Origin of the sequence: Pandoraea iniqua, from assembly GCF_902459685.1 — a bacterium.
GTDB classification, from domain to species: Bacteria; Pseudomonadota; Gammaproteobacteria; order Burkholderiales; family Burkholderiaceae; genus Pandoraea; species Pandoraea iniqua.
On the sequence record NZ_CABPSF010000006.1, the window covers coordinates 114,153 to 129,123 of the forward strand.

Genomic DNA, 14,971 nt, shown 5'->3' on the forward strand with positions numbered 1-14,971 from the left:
GCAGAGGCGCCGCCGAGCCTCGTGGGCTCAGGGGCGCGCGCCCTTGACGAAGACTTCTTTGCGCCCGCGCATCTGATCGATGCGTTCGATCAGCAGCGCGAAATCGCTGTCATTGTGCGCCGGGTCGAATTGTTCCGTATCGACGGTCAATACCGGCGCTGCGGCGTAATGATAGAAGAATTCGCCGTAGATGTCGCATAGCGCGCGCAGATACGTGTCGGGGATCTGCTGCTCCATCGGAATCGCGCGCTTCTGAATGCGCGAGAACAGCGTCTCGGGGCTCGCTTGCAGATGGATCACGAGATCCGGTGCGCGGTGCGCCCGTTCGATGTGAGCGACCAGCCGGTGGTACAGCGCGAGTTCGTCGTCGGCCAGCGTGAGCCGTGCGAACAGGCCGTCTTTCTCCGGCAGGAAGTCGGTGAAGATCGGCTTGCCTTCGATATCGCGTCGCGCAATTTCCATCGCTTCGTCCACGCGTTGCAGACAAAACGTCAGTTGCGCAGGCAGCGCAAAGCGCGCGCTGTCGCGATAGAAACGCTCGAGGAAGGGGTTGTTCGCGGGCTGTTCGAGCATCAGATCGGCACCGGCCGCGTCGGCGAGACGCCGTGCGAGCGATGTTTTGCCCACGCCGATGGGACCCTCGACGGCCAGATAGCGAAAACGCCCGAGGACGGGCGATCTCATCGGACGATCATGATGCGTAGGCGCGCTTGGTCGGGCAGCAGCACTGCGCGACACGTTCGATGCGCTGATCGGCGACCGCCGGCAGCAGCGCGCTGACGCGGCCAATGCCGGGGATGTCGAGTTCGGGAGCGAGGTCGGCGAGCGGGCGCAGCACGAAGGCGCGCTCTGCCATGCGCGGATGCGGCACGACCAGATCCGGTTCCGCAATGCGGTCTTCGCCGTAGAGCAGCACGTCGAGATCGAGCGTGCGCGGCGCGTTCTTGTACGGCCGCTCACGCCCGAAGTGCAGCTCGATCTTCAGGCACAGCGTGAGCAATTGACGCGCAGTCAGCGACGTCTCGACGGCAACGACGCAATTGAGATAGTCGTCGCCGCTCGACTCGATGGGAGCGGTGCGATAGAAATCGGATTTACCGATGATCGTGACGCCAATTTGCTGCGCGAGACAGACGATGGCGTCCTTCATCGATTGACGGGCGTCGCCAAGATTGGCACCCAGCCCGATGTAGGCAACAGTCATGAAGCACCTTCGGAACCATGCTGTCGCGATGATACCCGCTTGCCATTTTTCTCGCTGGTAGCGTTCTCACCACTATCGCCGCCCGAATTTGTGCCGCCCGAATGGCCGCCACCATCACCACCTTCGTTGCCGCCCTCATTGCCACCCTCATTGCCACCATCTCCGCCACGCGAGCCCGGCTTGCGACGGCGGCGACGGCGTTTGGCGGCCGGCGTGCTGCCTGACGTCGCGCCCTGTGAGAGCAGTGCGTCGCGGGTGACCGAGTCGCCTTCGAGGAAGTCGGTCCACCATTGACCCACATCGGCAGGCACTTCGCCCGACTCGCAACGCAGCAGCAGGAAGTCGTAACCGGCGCGCAGACGCGGGTGTTCGAGCAGACGCAGCGGCGTGCGGCCGACGCGCTTGTCCAGACGCACCTGCAAGCCCCAGATTTCCTTCATGTCGGCGACAAAGCGGCGCTGGATGGCCAGCTTGCCGGTCTGTGCGTCGAGCACGTCGTCCATTGCGAGGTGCAGCGCGGGAATCGGATATTCCCCGGCGCGTTGATACGCTTGCCACTTCTCGAGCACGAGGTGCCAGAGCAGGGCCGCGAACAGGAAGCCCGGCGAAACCGGCTTGCCGGCACGAATGCGGGCATCGGTGTTGGCCAGCGCGAGCGTCACGAACTTCTCGCCCAGCGGCTGTTCCAGCACCACGTCGAGCAGCGGCAACAGGCCGTGATGCAGGCCCTGTTCGCGCAGTTGCTGCACGCACGCCCACGCGTGGCCCGAGAGCAGCAGCTTGAGCATTTCGTCGAACAGACGTGCGGCAGGCACGTTGTCGATGAGCGGCGCGAGCTCCGGAATCGGCGCGGCCGTGGCGTCGTCGATCTTGAACCCGAGCTTGGCCGCAAAGCGCACCACGCGCAGCATGCGCACGGGGTCTTCGCGATAGCGCGTGGCCGGGTCGCCGATCATGCGCAGCACGCGCTTCTGAATATCTTCCCAGCCGTGGTGATAGTCATGCACCGTTTGCGCGGCCGGGTCGTAATACATCGCGTTGACGGTGAAGTCGCGGCGGGCGGCATCTTCATCCTGCTCGCCCCAGACGTTGTCGCGCAGCACACGGCCCGACTCGTCGGTCACGTGCGTCTTGCGATCGAGTTCGCCTTTCTTGGGACGGCGTGCGCCGATCTGCTCGCTGTCGATCGCGTCGACCAGTGCCCGGAACGTGGAGGTCTCGATGATCTCCTGCCCGAACTGCACGTGCACGATCTGGAAGCGCCGGCCGATGATGCGCGCGCGCCGGAACAGGCGCTGCACTTGCTCGGGCGTGGCGCTCGTGGCGACGTCGAAGTCTTTCGGTGCAATGCCCAGCAGCAGGTCACGGACCGCGCCGCCGACGATGAACGCCTTGAAACCGGCCTGTTGCAGCGTGTCGGTCACGCGCACGGCGTTTTTCGAGAGCAGCGTCGGGTCGATGCCGTGCACCGACACCGGAATGACGACCGGCGTGCCGGCAGGGGTGGCACTGTAGGCGGCGTCGGGGGTGCCGCTTTCTTTGCCGAGCAGCTTCTTGATGAGTTTGCGTATCACTGGAACAACTCGAGAATGGGCCAGCGACGCGCCAGCGCGATTTCGCGCAGGGCTTCATCGGGATTGGTCGCCACCGGATGGTTCACTTTCTCCATCAGGGGGACGTCGTTGGCAGAATCGCTATAGAAGAATGCGTGGTCGAAGTCACTCCACGTCTTGCCCAGGCTCGCGAGCCAGGCTTCGGTGCGGGTGATCTTGCCTTCGCGGAAGCTCGGCGTACCGACGTAGGCACCGGTGTAACGGGCCTGCGGGTCGTCGCCGACAGTTTGCGGTTCAGTGCCGATCAGGTGATCGATGCCGAAGGCTTTGGCAATCGGGCGCGTGACGAACGTGTTGGTCGCGGTCACGATGGCGCACAGATCACCGGCCTTGCGGTGGATGTCGAGCAATTCGAGCGCTTCGGGGCGCACGTGCGGCAGGATCGACTCTTCCATGTACTGCGCATGCCAGGCGTCGAGCTGATCGCGCGGGTAGCGGGCGAGCGGCGCGAGACAGAAACGCAGATAGGCCGGCATGTCGAGCCGGCCTGCACGGTAGTCCTGATAGAAGGCCTCATTGGCCTGCGCGTATGTGTCGCGGTCGACGGCGCCCTGGCGCACGAGGAAGCGGCCCCACTCCTTGTCGCTGTCCGTAGGCAGCAGGGTGTGGTCGAGATCGAAGAGAGCTAAATTGGTCATTGCGCGAATTTTACCTGAAGCGGACACCGGTCAGTTTTTGCCGTCGGGGGCGGCGGGATCGGCGTGAGTCAACATCTGGCGCAGCAGCGGCAGGGTCACCGCGCGCTTCTGCTCCATGGAAAAACGGTCCAGCCGGTCGAGCAGGGCCATCAGGCTCGACATATCGCGCTGGAAGTGGGTCAGCAGGTAGGCCGGCACGTCGGCCGCCAGTTGCAGGCCGCGCTCGCGGGCGGCGTTTTGCAGCGCCTGTTTCTTGCCGTCGTCGTCCAGACCCACAATATGAAAAACCAGACCCCAGCCCAGCCGCGTACGCAAATCTTCGCGCAGCGGCATGTCGACCGGGGGTTGCGAGCCGGCGGCGACAAAGGCGCAATGCGGCCGGGCGCGGGTTTCGTTAAACAGATTGAAGGCGGCGATCTGCTGGTTCGGCGAGAGGTTGTCGCAGTCGTCCACACAGTAGACGGTGCTCGATTCATCGAACATGAAGGCGGCCAGCGGGCTGTTGGGGCGCAAATAGCGCGCGCCCGGGCCCACGGCATGGACCAGCGCTTCCATCAGATGGGTGCGCCCGGACCCCGCGCTCCCCCATAGGTAGATGCCGCGGTCGCGTGCGGTGCCGGCCGACAAATCGGCAGGCAAACCGGCGAGCGTCTGCGCCACCTCGCGATTGGGCCCGACAATGAAATTGTCGAACGTGGCGGGCGGCGGTGTGCCGAGGTCGAGAAACAGTTGCTGGATCACGAACGAAGAAAGCCGGCGGAAGGCCGGCGCCATACGGTTTGCAGGGCACGCCGGCACTGGGCCGGCGTCCGATATCCCGTTTGCGTGCCAGCAGGGGCCGCGCATCGGGTAAAATCGCATTTTACCGAACCTTGATGCATTCCCGTCATGTCACACCCTAACGAAACTTCCGGACTTTCCTATCGCGACGCCGGCGTCGATATCGAAGCAGGCGACGCACTGGTCGAAGCGATCAAGCCGTTTGCGAAGAAAACCCTGCGCGACGGCGTGCTGGGTGGCATTGGCGGCTTCGGCGCGCTCTTCGAAGTGCCCAAGCGCTACAAGGAGCCGGTACTCGTTTCGGGCACCGACGGGGTCGGCACCAAGCTCAAGCTTGCCTTCACCCTGAACAAGCACGACACCGTGGGCCAGGATCTGGTCGCGATGAGCGTGAACGACATTCTGGTGCAAGGCGCCGAGCCGCTGTTCTTCCTCGATTACTTCGCCTGCGGCAAGCTGGATGTGGCCACGGCCGCAACCGTGGTCAAGGGCATTGCCCAAGGCTGCGAGCTGGCCGGTTGCGCCCTGATCGGTGGCGAAACGGCGGAAATGCCGAGCATGTACCCGGACGGCGAGTACGATCTGGCCGGTTTTGCGGTCGGCGCGGTGGAAAAGAGCAAGATCATCAACGGCACGACCATCGCCCCGGGCGACGTGGTGCTGGGTCTGGCCTCGTCGGGTGCGCATTCGAACGGTTATTCGCTGGTGCGCAAGATCATCGAAGTGGCCAAGCCGGATCTGGACGCCGACTTCCACGGTCAACCGCTGCGCGACGTGCTGATGGCCCCGACGCGCATTTACGTCAAGCCGCTGCTGGCGCTGATGGAAACGCTGCCGGTCAAGGGCATGGCCCACATCACGGGTGGCGGCATCGTGGAAAACATTCCGCGTGTGCTGGCCGACAACCTGACCGCCGACCTGTCGAAGGACGCGTGGACGCTGCCGCCGCTGTTCCAGTGGCTGCAAGAACACGGCAAGGTCGCCGACGCTGAAATGCACCGTGTGTTCAACTGCGGTATCGGCATGGCCGTGATCGTCTCGGCGGCGGATGCCGACGCTGCGGTCAAGCACCTCGAAGCCTCGGGCGAGACGGTCTACCGTCTGGGCACGGTCCGCGAGCGCCGCGAAGGTGAAGCGCAGACGATCGTTTCGTAAGTTTCGATCGTCTCGTAAGACACCGGGGAGGGCTCGCCCTCCCGGCAAGGAATGCAAGAAAAGCCCGCCGGGGATCTCCTCGGCGGGCTTTCTTTTTTTGCAGCTTTGTAAGCAATGGCGTGTGCGTCAGCGCGTGCCGATGTCCGTCGACGGTTCACCCAGATCAGCGGCAACGGTGCGGGGTTTGCTGCCCAGACACGCGAACACGACCGCCGCGCACAGCAGGGTGACGATGGCGAGCCGGTCGAGCAGCGTCGCGAAAGCGTGTTCGTAGGCATCGCGCAATGCCGCTTCGCCCCACGCCGGAGCGCTGGTCACGGCACCGTGCATATCGCCTGCTACCAATCGGTTGATGGCTTCACGTGCCACGTCGGGCGCCACCGCGCCATGCAGATCGGGCAGATGCGTGCCGATCAACCCGATCAGCACCGCCCCGACGAGCGCCAGTGCCACGCCTTCACTCGCGACACGCGTTGTGTTGAAGATACCCATCGCCATGCCCGCGCGCTCCGTCGGTACCACGCTCACCGACAACCCGTCCATCAATCCCCACGGCACCGCGCTGCCTGTGCCGATCAGCAACATCGGCCACAACGCGGGATTCAGTACGCCGCTGTGCGACGTGCCCGGTGCGCCTGTGGTGCGCGCGAGCCACACCAGCCCCGCGGCCGCCAGCACCAGCCCCGAACTGCACAACACGCCCGCAGGCATGCGCCGCGCCAGTTGCGTCGCGATGAATGGCACAACGAGCATCGGCAGCGACATGGCCATCATGCGCAGCCCGGCCACGATCTCGCTGTCGCCATGCACGCCGATAAAGCGCAGCGGCAACAACACGAGCAGCACGATGTAACAGCAGCACGTCGCGATGGGCAGCATCTGCACGCCGATGAAGCGCACGTAGCGAAACAGCGTCAGGTCCAGCATCGGATGCGCGACACGCCGCTCGATGACGACAAATGCGACGGCGAGCACCAACGCCAGCACTAGCGAGCCGATGACCTCCGGTGCCGTCGCGCCGATGGCGGGTGCCTGAATGACGCCGTAGGTGAAGCACGCGAGCGCGCCGGTGAAGGACAGCGTGCCGGGCCAGTCGAGCCCGGCGGCAGCCGGATCGCGCGACTCGCGCATGCAGCGTGCGCCGATGCACAGCGCGAACGCGGCGATTCCCGCGGTAGCGGCGAACACGCCCCGCCAGCCGAAGCGTTCGATGAGCACCCCGGCGAGCAGCGGGCCGAACGCCAGCCCAACGCCGAAGGTCGTGCCCAGCAAACCGTAGGCGCGCGCCCGCGCGTGTCCGTCGAAGTCTTGCGCCAGCGACGCGCCACCGCCCGCGAGCGTGGCGGCTGCTGCGACGCCCTGCAATGCCCGCAGCCAGTCGACGGCAAGCGCGGAGTTCGACAGCGCGAGGGCCAGCGACGTGAGCAGCAAACATCCCACACCCAGCAGAAAGACGCGTTTGCGCCCGAAGGCGTCTGCGCAAGCGCCCGCAGCCATCAGGCACCCGCCGAAGGCCAGCATGAACGCGCTGGTGATCCAGCGCATCTCCAACGCGCTGCCGTGCAATGCGGCGCCGATGGCCGGTGTGGCGATGGCGCCGCCCGAGAAGCTCATCGGCAGCAGCAACGCGGCCAGACAAACGGAGAACAAGCCCAGCAACCGGCGGCGCAATGATGCGTCGGCGGGCGGCCAAGGCTGGGGAGTGGTGATCGACATGAAGAGAGTCCTGAAGATGACGCGCTGACGCGCATCGAAACGCCGAGGGGGATCAGCCCATACATGCTAAAAAATCGTGAATGCGAGATAAACAGACAGAGAGTTCGTAGATTAAGGAATAAAATTCCGCAATACGCGTCAATTGATGGCGCTAGCGTCGACCGGTCGCGGGCGGCGCGCCGCGATCCGAACTGGAGGGCATAAGGATGGACAATCTGGCGGAAATCACCGCGTTCGTGCGAGCGGCAGAAACGTTGAGTTTCGTAGCGGCGGGGCAGGCCACGGGGGTATCGGCCTCGGCGGTTGGCAAGCAGATTGCGCGGCTGGAAGCGACGCTTGGCGTGCGGCTTTTCCAGCGCAGCACGCGGCGCGTGAATCTGACCGAGGCCGGCCAGATGTATTACGAACGCTGCCGGCGCGTGCTCGATGAACTGGCCGACGCGCGCGCCATGCTCTCGCAGGTATCGCAGACGCCGCGAGGCAAGTTGCGCATCGGGCTGCCGGTGACGGCCTATCGGTTCGTCATGCCGTTGTTACCTGCTTTCGCCGAAAAGTACCCGGAAATCGAGCTTGATCTCGATTTCGACGACCGCATCGTCGATCTGATCAAAAGCGGGCTGGACGTCGTGATTCGCAGCGGCGATCTACCGGACTCCACGCTCATGTCGCGTCGTGCGGGGCCGTTTCGTTTCGTGCTGTGCGCATCGCCGGCCTATCTCGCTAAGCACGGCACGCCGCAAACACCGAACGATCTCGAAACCCACACGTGCATCCGTTTTCGCTTTCCGACTTCCGGAAAATTGCAGCCGTGGGCGTTCGTTGCCGATGTGTCGCGTGAGCCCAAACTGCACACGGGTCTCACGTGCAACAACATGGAGGCATTGCTGAGTGCAACCACGCACGGGCTCGGCATCTCGTACATGCCTGACTTTCTCGCACGTGACGCCCTTGCCGCCGGCGAGCTTCAGGTTTTTCTCGGCGACTATCTGGAGAATCCCGGCCAGTTCTGGATGCTGTGGCCGTCGAGCCGTCATCTCTCGCCCAAGCTGCGCGTGTTCGTCGACTTCATGTGCGACCGGATGCTGTAGACGCTGGCCTCACTATGCGTCGTCGGCCGCTGTCGGACGCGCCTTGAGCCAGAGGCCGAATTCCTGCATCACGGCGACCACCGGGCGCAGGCGCTCACCGTCTGCGGTGAGTTCGTACTGAACTCTGACAGGCACCTCGGCGAACACGGTTCGCTTGACCAGCCCGGCGTCTTCCAGCGCACGCAGATCGAGCGTGAGCATGCGCTGTGAAATACCCGGCACGTCGCGCCGCAAATCATTGAATCGCTTCGGCCCGTCGAGCAGGTAGGAGACGATCAGCAATCGCCAGCGTCCACCGAGCAAACGCATCGATTCTTCGACGGAACAACCGGTCGCACTTTCCTTCATTGGGCACCTGAGTAGGTATATTTTTTGTACCTATATCACAAACATTTGCCTTCTTCTCTTTTTATACCGAGTGAGCGATAGTCGCTTCCTCACCGCTATCAGGGTTCAAAAGGAGAACGCAATGAAGCTGTATCACGCACCGGGAAGTTGTTCGCTGGCGATCTGCATCGGCTTGCAGGAGACGGGGTTGGCCGCAGAAGTGATTCGCGTCGACGCGCGCAAGCATCTGCTCAACGATGGCAGCAACTTCTACGACGTCAACGAGCTTGGCTACGTGCCGGTGCTGGAACTCGATGACGGGACGTGCCTGCGAGAGGGCGTGGTCATCGCGCAGTATCTGGCCGATCAGCGCCCGGAAACCGGTCTGGTGCCCGCACACGGCACGCTTGCCCGATACCGTCTGCTCGAATGGCTCAACTTTCTGAGCGCGGAGATCCACAAGGGCTTTATTCCGCTGCTGTATGCGGTGGCCGCAGGCAAGTATGTGGAGACGGCGCGCCCGAAGCTGGCGTCGCGATTCGCATGGGTCGATCGCCAACTCGAAGGCAAGGCGTATCTCATGGGAGAGTCGTTCACGGTGGCAGACGCGTATCTGTTCGCCATTACCCGCTGGGGTAAGGCGAACTGGATGACGTCGGTCTACAACGCCGACATCGATCTCAGCGAATACCGCCACCTGCGCGCATGGTTCGCGCGTGTGAGCGAGCGCGCATCGGTTCGTGAAGCGCTTGCGCAAGACGCGGCATAAGGCGCTGTGCTGTGGGGCCTCACGCTCAGCGCTTCATGCGATCTTCGACGGCGCGCATCACGTCGTCGAGCGTGGTTTCCATCACGCGCACGAGGTCGTCGATCTGCGCGCTCGGTGCCGCCGAGCGGGGCGTCACGCGCAAGGTGTGGAACGGCATCGACGGCTCGAAGCGTCGCAGCACGAGATCGGAGTCGAGGAAGTCGTAGGCCGCCACCGGGTGCAGCAGGCCGATGCCGAGTTTCTCCTTGACCATCGTGCCGATGTTCACGGAGTAGCGCGCGGTGGCCACGACCTGCTCATGCAGGCGGCCCTCGATGAAGAGTTGATCCATGCCCCAGCGCACCATGTCGGTGGGCTCGTACGAGAGGATCGGCTGCCCTTTCAGATCGGCGAGCCGTATGACCTTCTTGCGGGCCAGCGGATGACCGGCCGGCAGCGCACAAATGGCATCGAGCTTGGCGAACGACACGGCGTCGGTGGCGGCCACATCCTTGGTGTCGGTGAGCAGCCCGAGCGCGATCTGACGCGTGACGACCTGATCGCGAATCAGATCCGACGCCCCCGTGACCAGTGCAAGCTGCACGCTCGGATGCACCGCACGGTACCCGGCCATCACACGCGCGAAATAGCCTAGCCCGAACGACACCACCGAGCCCACACGAATGACGGCCTGATCGGGGTTGCGCAGGTTCAGCGCGAACTCACGGATGTTCTCGAGCCCGGCGTAGCGGCGTTCCACCTCTTCGAACAATGCCAACGCTTCGGCGGTCGGTTCCAGCCGGCCCCGTGCACGATCGAACAGCGTGAGCCGTGTCAGCCGCTCAAGGTCGGCCACCAGCCGGCTCACGGCCGACTGCGACGTGCCGAGCACCTGCGCGGCCTTGGTGGTCGTGCGCGTGAGCATCAGCGCCCGAAAGGCGTCGACGTGCCGAAAATCCATCAGGTCTCCCGAAGAGAGGGCGGGGCACCCGAGTGCCCCGACGCGTTTGCCTAAGGTGAGCAGACCCTAGAGCGCAAAAGCGTGGATTTTACCGCCCTTCATCACCATCGGAATCCGCTCGCCTTGCCCCAGCAGGCAGTCGAGCGAGCGCAACGGATCGCCGTCGACAATCAGGACGTCGGCATGCGCGCCCGGCACGATTTCGCCCAACTGGCCCGACTGTCCCAGCACCTCGGCGCCGACCACTGTGGCACTGCGCAGAATCTCGGCGGGCGAGAGCACTTCGGCACGTAGCCGGAATTCATCCGATTGCAGCCGCTGCGACTCGCCGAGCAGATCCGACCCGTAGCCCATCTTGACGCCGGCTTCGCGGAAGATTTCGAGCGAGCGCAGCCCAGCGGCGTGCACGTCGGCAATTTTCGCCACGCTGTCGTCGGGCAGGCCGAGCGATTTGCCTTCATTCGCGAGCGCATCGTAAGTCACGAGCGTGGGCACCGCGTACGCGCCCTGTTCGGCCATGAAGCGGGCCGTCGGCACATCGACCAGATTGCCGTGTTCAATCGTGCGCACACCGCATCGCACGGCGCGCTCGATGGCGGCGGCCGTGTACGCGTGTGCGAGCACATACGTGCCGCGCCCGCGCGCTTCGGCCACGATGGCGCGGATCTCGTCTTCCGAATAGCCCCATGCACCCACGGGATCGGTCGGCGATGCCACGCCGCCCGAGGCCATGATCTTGATCTGATCGGCGCCCATTTGCAGTTCTTCGCGCACGGCGCGGCGCACTTCGTCCACGCCGTCGGCGACACGCGACAATGCGCCCACGCGAACACAGCACGGGCAAGGGCCGTCGGTGCCGATGTAGTCGGTGCGGGGGCGGCCATCGCCGTGTCCGCCGGTCTGGCTAATGGCGCGACCCGATACGAACAGGCGCGGGCCTTCGGCCAAGCCGCTTTCTACCGCGTGCTTGATCGCGTGCCCGGCGCCGCCGGCATCGCGCACGGTCGTGAAGCCGCGCCGCAACATGCCTTGCAGAATCGGCACCGACTTGAGCGTGACCAGCACGTTGGGCAGATGCGCCTGCGCCGACAGATTGAGCTGCGTGGCATGCACATGCACGTGCAGATCGATCAGGCCCGGCATGACGGTCTTGCCGCGCACGTCGATTTCGCGGGCGCTCTGGCTGCGAATCGGTTTGTCCGAGACTTCCTTGATGCGGCCGTTTTCGATCAGCACCGCGTGATCGCCGCGCAACTCGCCCTTGACCGGATCGAGTAACGCGCAGTTCGACAACAGAATCGACTCCATAATCTCTCCTCCCAGACGGTGTCTCTCAAGCACCGTGCACGCTTGGGGTGCGCGGTGCTATGCGTATCGTGTCTCTTGTGTGTTTCTCGTGTGCGTATCGTGCGCGCTCAGTCGATGGTGGCGTGGGCCAGCGTGCGCGGCGTGCGTGTGAGCATTTCGGGGGTGTCGCCGGTGACGACGGAGTCGTCCAGCCGGAAGCCGCCCAGCCCATAGACATAGATGCCCGGCTCGGCGGAATAGACCTCGTTGGCCAGCAGCGGACGATGATTGAACGCCATGTCGTCCGGATATTCGTGGCCGATGATGCCCATGCCATGACCGGTGCGATGGCGGATGTATTCACCGCAACCGGCCTTTTCGATGACGGCCTGTGCAGCGGCGTCGATGCCCGAGACGGGCCGGCCGGTCACCGCCGCATTCACCGCGGCTTCGTTGGCGGCGCGCGCCACTTCATAAAACTTCGCCTGATCGCTCGACGGCTTACCGCAGAACCACGTACGTTCGTTCTCGATCACGAGCCCGTTCAGGCGCGGGATCACGATGTTCACCAGCCCGTCGCCCTCGCGGATCACCGCGCCGCACGACGCGCCGTCGCCATGCGGCGAGGCCGACGCGGGGCCGGAAAGTGTCCAGCAACGCATGACTTCCAGATTCTCGCCGGGGAACCGCTTTGCGCCTTCGGTGACCATCAGGGCCGCCATCGAGTAATCGAGTTCCTGCACGAGCCGTCCCGGGCGAATGTTCTCGCGATAGCGGTCCTGCACCCAGTCGGCAAGTTCGGACGCCGCGCGCATGATGGCAATCTCTTCCGCATGCTTGACCCAGCGCAGCGAGCGCATTTCGGCGAGCATCGGCACCAGCTTCGCATCAGGCAGCGACGCGCTGGCACGCGCGAGCGGGCCGCCCGCCGCATCCACGCCGATGCGCGCGCCCGCGAGACCAGCGGCACGAAGGCGTTCTGCGATAAGCGAGGGCACCTCGGCAAGCAACGGCAGACGCTGCGTCACACGCGGATGCTCGGCGTACAGCGAGACGCGGTCGAGATCGAGCCAAAGATGGCCCCGTTCACGCGCCATCATCAGGTGGTGTGTGGACAGCTCGTTCATGACCGCGAACGGCTCGCCGTCACGCGGCACACACACGGCAATCGGGCGCTCCCACGTCTGCACGTCGACGTGAAAGTTGGTCGCCCACTGGAAGAAGTCGGCGGCGGTGAAGATCAGAGCATCGACGCGCGTGTGATCCATCAGATCGTTCATCAGATCGCGGCGGTACTGGCGGGTAGCATCGGAGAGTGTCGGCATGGCGGAATCCTTTCGATCGGTAATGTCCGGCGCAGTCGGGTGAAGAGGCCCTGAGCCGGTGGAGATCAGCACGTTCAGTGATGCATCGCATTCGGATCATTCAGGTCATCATCGTCTTCGCGTAGCGGCGCTGAATGACCCAATGCGAGGCGATGGCGAGCGCAAACGTCACCACCATCGAGACAAGCGAGAGCACGGCACCGAACGGCCAGTTGTTCGCCTTCGCGATCTGGTCGTAGATGGACGGCGTCATCATCGTGATGCCGGTGCCGCCGAGCAGCACGGGCGTCGCATAAGCGTTCATGCACAGGATGAACACGAGCATCGTGCCCGCCGCAATGCCGGGGGCCGCCATCGGCAGAATCACGCGGGTGAGCGTTTGCCGGAAGGTGGCGCCGAGGTTGCGGGCTGCTTCTTCGACGGAGAAGTCCATGCCTTCGAGCACGCTCTGCAACGTGAGAATCATGTACGGCAACACCACCGCCGTAGTGCCCACGACCACGGCGAATGGCGTGTAAAGCAGGCGGATCGGCTGCGGCACGATGCCCAGCGAGACGAGCAGCGAGTTGACGAAGCCGGCATTGCCGAGCATCACCATCCAGCCCGCTGCGCGCACCACATTGCCCACCAGCAGCGGGAACACCAGCAAGATCACCAGCAGGCTCTTGAAGCGGCTCTGCGTGCGCGCCAGCACGTACGCGACCGGAAAGCCGAGCACGAGCGCGAGCGCAGTGCAAAGCGTGGCGACTTTGATGGTGGTCCACAACACCGACAGGTAATACGGGTCGGTGAAGAACTTGATGTAGTTCTCGCCGGTGATGGCGGCCTGCATCATGTCGACCGGATCGAACCGGTTCAGGCTGTAGCGCAGCAGTTGCAGCCCGGGCAGCACGATCACGACCAACACGACGAGCGTGGCGGGAAACGCCAGCGCACCGCCCGTGAAGGCGCCGCGCACCGCGCGGGCGGTGGCGGCTCGGGATGTGGGCGAGGTCGAGGGGAGGCGGGTCGGCGATGGCATGGTTGACTCAGGGGAATCTGGCGCAGCTGCGGCGTTCACAGGCCCACCTTGAATTCCTTGTTCCAGAAGTCGAGCAGCGCCGGCTTGTCGGCGGTGAATTTGGCGTAGTCGAGCTTGACCATGCGATCGAGTTCGGCGTTCGTGAAGCCCACGCTCTGTTGCAGTGCGGGCGGCAGGTTGGCGTTCTTGACCGTCGGCGCATAGCCCATCGTTTCGGCGAAACCGATCTGCGCGCGCGGGTCGAGCATTGCGTTCAGATAGTTGAAACCGCACATCTTCGACTGCGAGTTTTTCGGCACGGCCGCTTCGAACGTCACCGGCACGGCACCTTCCTTCGGCACCACGTATTCGATCGGCACGCCGGCCTTCTTCCATTGCAGCGCGCGCGCTTTCCACATGCAGGTGAACCAGATGTCGCCGCTCTTGAGAGCAGACGCTACGGCTTCGTTCGACGGGTACACCTTCGGTTGCTGCGACTTGCGCAACTCGCGCAGGAACTGCATGCCACCAGCGGTATCGCCATCTTTGTGGCCTGCCGCGAGCGAGCTGCTCACCACGTTGAAGTTGTAGAGGATGTCGGAGAAGCCGACTTTGCCCTTGAGCTTCGGATCGAGCGCGGCCATGAACGAGTCGGGTTTCGTGCCGAGTTTTTCCGGGTTGTACACGATCACCATCGCACTGAAGATGTGCGGGATCGAGTACGGACGGCGCAGCGATTCGAGCGTGTTGGCGAGGTTCGGCACGAGCTTCGCGTCGATGGGTTCGAGAATGCCCGAGCGGTTGATGTCGTACATGTCGAGGTCGGCCAGACAGGCGACGTCGAGCGAGCCGCGGCGCGACGCTTTTTCGGCGCGCAGCTTGGTCATGCGCGCGACCTGATCGGCCGAGTCGTACGTGACCTTGCCACCGGCGGCTTCGATGATCGGCTTGCCGATGTTCTGTTCGAGCAGATTCAGATAGTCGCCGCCCCACGTGCCCACCACCACGTTCGGGCAGGCATCGGCCGCGCGTGCCGAGAGGGCTTCGAGGCCGAGCGCCGGGGCGAGCACCAGGCCGGAGGCGGTCTTGAGAAACGTGCGGCGGTTCAGGGCGTGCGTCATGTCGTCAT

The 14,971-nt window shown here is 64.2% G+C and carries 15 protein-coding genes; 3 read left to right on the forward strand and 12 right to left on the reverse strand.

The genetic code is table 11. From position 1 onward, the window contains the following. Positions 1 to 27: 27 nt before the first annotated feature. Genes PIN31009_RS19920 through hda form a run of 5 tightly spaced genes read right to left on the reverse strand, consistent with a single transcriptional unit; the run spans position 28 to position 4,196 of the window. Entirely contained in the window at positions 28 to 684 is a 657-nt protein-coding gene (locus PIN31009_RS19920; RefSeq protein ID WP_150791378.1) for a deoxynucleoside kinase, read from the reverse strand. 7 nt (positions 685 to 691) lie between these two features. Further along, on the reverse strand, positions 692 to 1,204 hold the full coding sequence (gene folK / locus PIN31009_RS19925; RefSeq protein WP_150791379.1) for a 2-amino-4-hydroxy-6-hydroxymethyldihydropteridine diphosphokinase: 513 nt from the start codon (positions 1,202 to 1,204) through the stop codon (positions 692 to 694). Next, positions 1,201 to 2,778, reverse strand: coding sequence for a polynucleotide adenylyltransferase PcnB (gene pcnB, locus PIN31009_RS19930; RefSeq protein WP_150791380.1), 1,578 nt, complete (start codon positions 2,776 to 2,778; stop codon positions 1,201 to 1,203). The genes folK and pcnB overlap by 4 nt, the downstream gene beginning before the upstream one ends. Next, positions 2,775 to 3,455 (reverse strand): histidinol-phosphatase, encoded by a 681-nt coding sequence (locus PIN31009_RS19935; RefSeq protein WP_058375853.1) that lies wholly within the window; start codon positions 3,453 to 3,455, stop codon positions 2,775 to 2,777. The genes pcnB and PIN31009_RS19935 overlap by 4 nt, the downstream gene beginning before the upstream one ends. A gap of 30 nt (positions 3,456 to 3,485) precedes the next feature. Then, on the reverse strand, positions 3,486 to 4,196 hold the full coding sequence (gene hda / locus PIN31009_RS19940; RefSeq protein WP_058375852.1) for a DnaA regulatory inactivator Hda: 711 nt from the start codon (positions 4,194 to 4,196) through the stop codon (positions 3,486 to 3,488). Positions 4,197 to 4,343: 147 nt separating this feature from the next. On the opposite strand from hda, the gene purM reads away from it, so the two are divergent. Beyond that, complete coding sequence (purM, locus tag PIN31009_RS19945) at positions 4,344 to 5,390, forward strand: phosphoribosylformylglycinamidine cyclo-ligase (protein WP_058375851.1); 1,047 nt, start codon at positions 4,344 to 4,346, stop codon at positions 5,388 to 5,390. Positions 5,391 to 5,516: 126 nt separating this feature from the next. Here the strand turns inward: purM and PIN31009_RS19950 are convergent, their stop codons facing one another. Beyond that, positions 5,517 to 7,106, reverse strand: coding sequence for an MFS transporter (locus PIN31009_RS19950; protein ID WP_150791381.1), 1,590 nt, complete (start codon positions 7,104 to 7,106; stop codon positions 5,517 to 5,519). Between the two features lie 206 nt (positions 7,107 to 7,312). Here PIN31009_RS19950 and PIN31009_RS19955 point away from each other — a divergent pair, with 206 nt between their 5' ends. Beyond that, positions 7,313 to 8,194: a LysR family transcriptional regulator gene (locus tag PIN31009_RS19955; RefSeq protein WP_058375849.1), complete on the forward strand. Its 882-nt coding sequence runs from the start codon at positions 7,313 to 7,315 to the stop codon at positions 8,192 to 8,194. 12 nt (positions 8,195 to 8,206) lie between these two features. On the opposite strand, the gene PIN31009_RS19960 is transcribed toward PIN31009_RS19955, so the two are convergent. Then, positions 8,207 to 8,542 carry a winged helix-turn-helix transcriptional regulator gene (locus PIN31009_RS19960; protein WP_150685828.1) on the reverse strand — a complete coding sequence of 112 codons (336 nt, stop codon included), beginning with the start codon at positions 8,540 to 8,542 and terminating at the stop codon, positions 8,207 to 8,209. Positions 8,543 to 8,663: 121 nt separating this feature from the next. On the opposite strand from PIN31009_RS19960, the gene gstA reads away from it, so the two are divergent. Further along, the gene (gene gstA, locus PIN31009_RS19965; protein ID WP_150791382.1) at positions 8,664 to 9,290 is read left to right on the forward strand and encodes a glutathione transferase GstA; all 627 of its coding nucleotides are present in this window, start codon (positions 8,664 to 8,666) and stop codon (positions 9,288 to 9,290) included. A 25-nt stretch (positions 9,291 to 9,315) separates the two neighbouring features. On the opposite strand, the gene PIN31009_RS19970 is transcribed toward gstA, so the two are convergent. From PIN31009_RS19970 to PIN31009_RS19990, 5 genes are all read right to left on the reverse strand, one after another. Then, a complete protein-coding gene (locus tag PIN31009_RS19970) occupies positions 9,316 to 10,230 on the reverse strand; it encodes a LysR substrate-binding domain-containing protein (RefSeq protein ID WP_058375846.1) in 915 nt (304 codons plus the stop codon). Positions 10,231 to 10,296: 66 nt separating this feature from the next. Further along, positions 10,297 to 11,538, reverse strand: coding sequence for a metal-dependent hydrolase family protein (locus tag PIN31009_RS19975; RefSeq protein WP_150791383.1), 1,242 nt, complete (start codon positions 11,536 to 11,538; stop codon positions 10,297 to 10,299). A gap of 107 nt (positions 11,539 to 11,645) precedes the next feature. Beyond that, the gene (locus tag PIN31009_RS19980) at positions 11,646 to 12,842 is read right to left on the reverse strand and encodes a M24 family metallopeptidase (RefSeq protein ID WP_058375844.1); all 1,197 of its coding nucleotides are present in this window, start codon (positions 12,840 to 12,842) and stop codon (positions 11,646 to 11,648) included. Positions 12,843 to 12,942: 100 nt separating this feature from the next. After that, the gene (locus tag PIN31009_RS19985; RefSeq protein ID WP_237171990.1) at positions 12,943 to 13,863 is read right to left on the reverse strand and encodes an ABC transporter permease; all 921 of its coding nucleotides are present in this window, start codon (positions 13,861 to 13,863) and stop codon (positions 12,943 to 12,945) included. 35 nt (positions 13,864 to 13,898) lie between these two features. Then, on the reverse strand, positions 13,899 to 14,963 hold the full coding sequence (locus PIN31009_RS19990) for an extracellular solute-binding protein (protein WP_087691350.1): 1,065 nt from the start codon (positions 14,961 to 14,963) through the stop codon (positions 13,899 to 13,901). Positions 14,964 to 14,971 lie beyond the last annotated feature (8 nt).

Bases quoted from the DNA above. Each gene is read 5' to 3' on its own strand.
- PIN31009_RS19920 (WP_150791378.1), bottom strand. From the start codon at position 684: ATGAGATCGCCCGTCCTCGGGCGTTTTCGCTATCTGGCCGTCGAGGGT.
- folK (WP_150791379.1), bottom strand. From the start codon at position 1,204: ATGACTGTTGCCTACATCGGGCTGGGTGCCAATCTTGGCGACGCCCGT.
- PIN31009_RS19935 (WP_058375853.1), bottom strand. From the start codon at position 3,455: ATGACCAATTTAGCTCTCTTCGATCTCGACCACACCCTGCTGCCTACG.
- purM (WP_058375851.1), top strand. From the start codon at position 4,344: ATGTCACACCCTAACGAAACTTCCGGACTTTCCTATCGCGACGCCGGC.
- PIN31009_RS19950 (WP_150791381.1), bottom strand. From the start codon at position 7,106: ATGTCGATCACCACTCCCCAGCCTTGGCCGCCCGCCGACGCATCATTG.
- PIN31009_RS19955 (WP_058375849.1), top strand. From the start codon at position 7,313: ATGGACAATCTGGCGGAAATCACCGCGTTCGTGCGAGCGGCAGAAACG.
- PIN31009_RS19960 (WP_150685828.1), bottom strand. From the start codon at position 8,542: ATGAAGGAAAGTGCGACCGGTTGTTCCGTCGAAGAATCGATGCGTTTG.
- gstA (WP_150791382.1), top strand. From the start codon at position 8,664: ATGAAGCTGTATCACGCACCGGGAAGTTGTTCGCTGGCGATCTGCATC.
- PIN31009_RS19970 (WP_058375846.1), bottom strand. From the start codon at position 10,230: ATGGATTTTCGGCACGTCGACGCCTTTCGGGCGCTGATGCTCACGCGC.
- PIN31009_RS19975 (WP_150791383.1), bottom strand. From the start codon at position 11,538: ATGGAGTCGATTCTGTTGTCGAACTGCGCGTTACTCGATCCGGTCAAG.
- PIN31009_RS19980 (WP_058375844.1), bottom strand. From the start codon at position 12,842: ATGCCGACACTCTCCGATGCTACCCGCCAGTACCGCCGCGATCTGATG.
- PIN31009_RS19985 (WP_237171990.1), bottom strand. From the start codon at position 13,863: ATGCCATCGCCGACCCGCCTCCCCTCGACCTCGCCCACATCCCGAGCC.
- PIN31009_RS19990 (WP_087691350.1), bottom strand. From the start codon at position 14,963: ATGACGCACGCCCTGAACCGCCGCACGTTTCTCAAGACCGCCTCCGGC.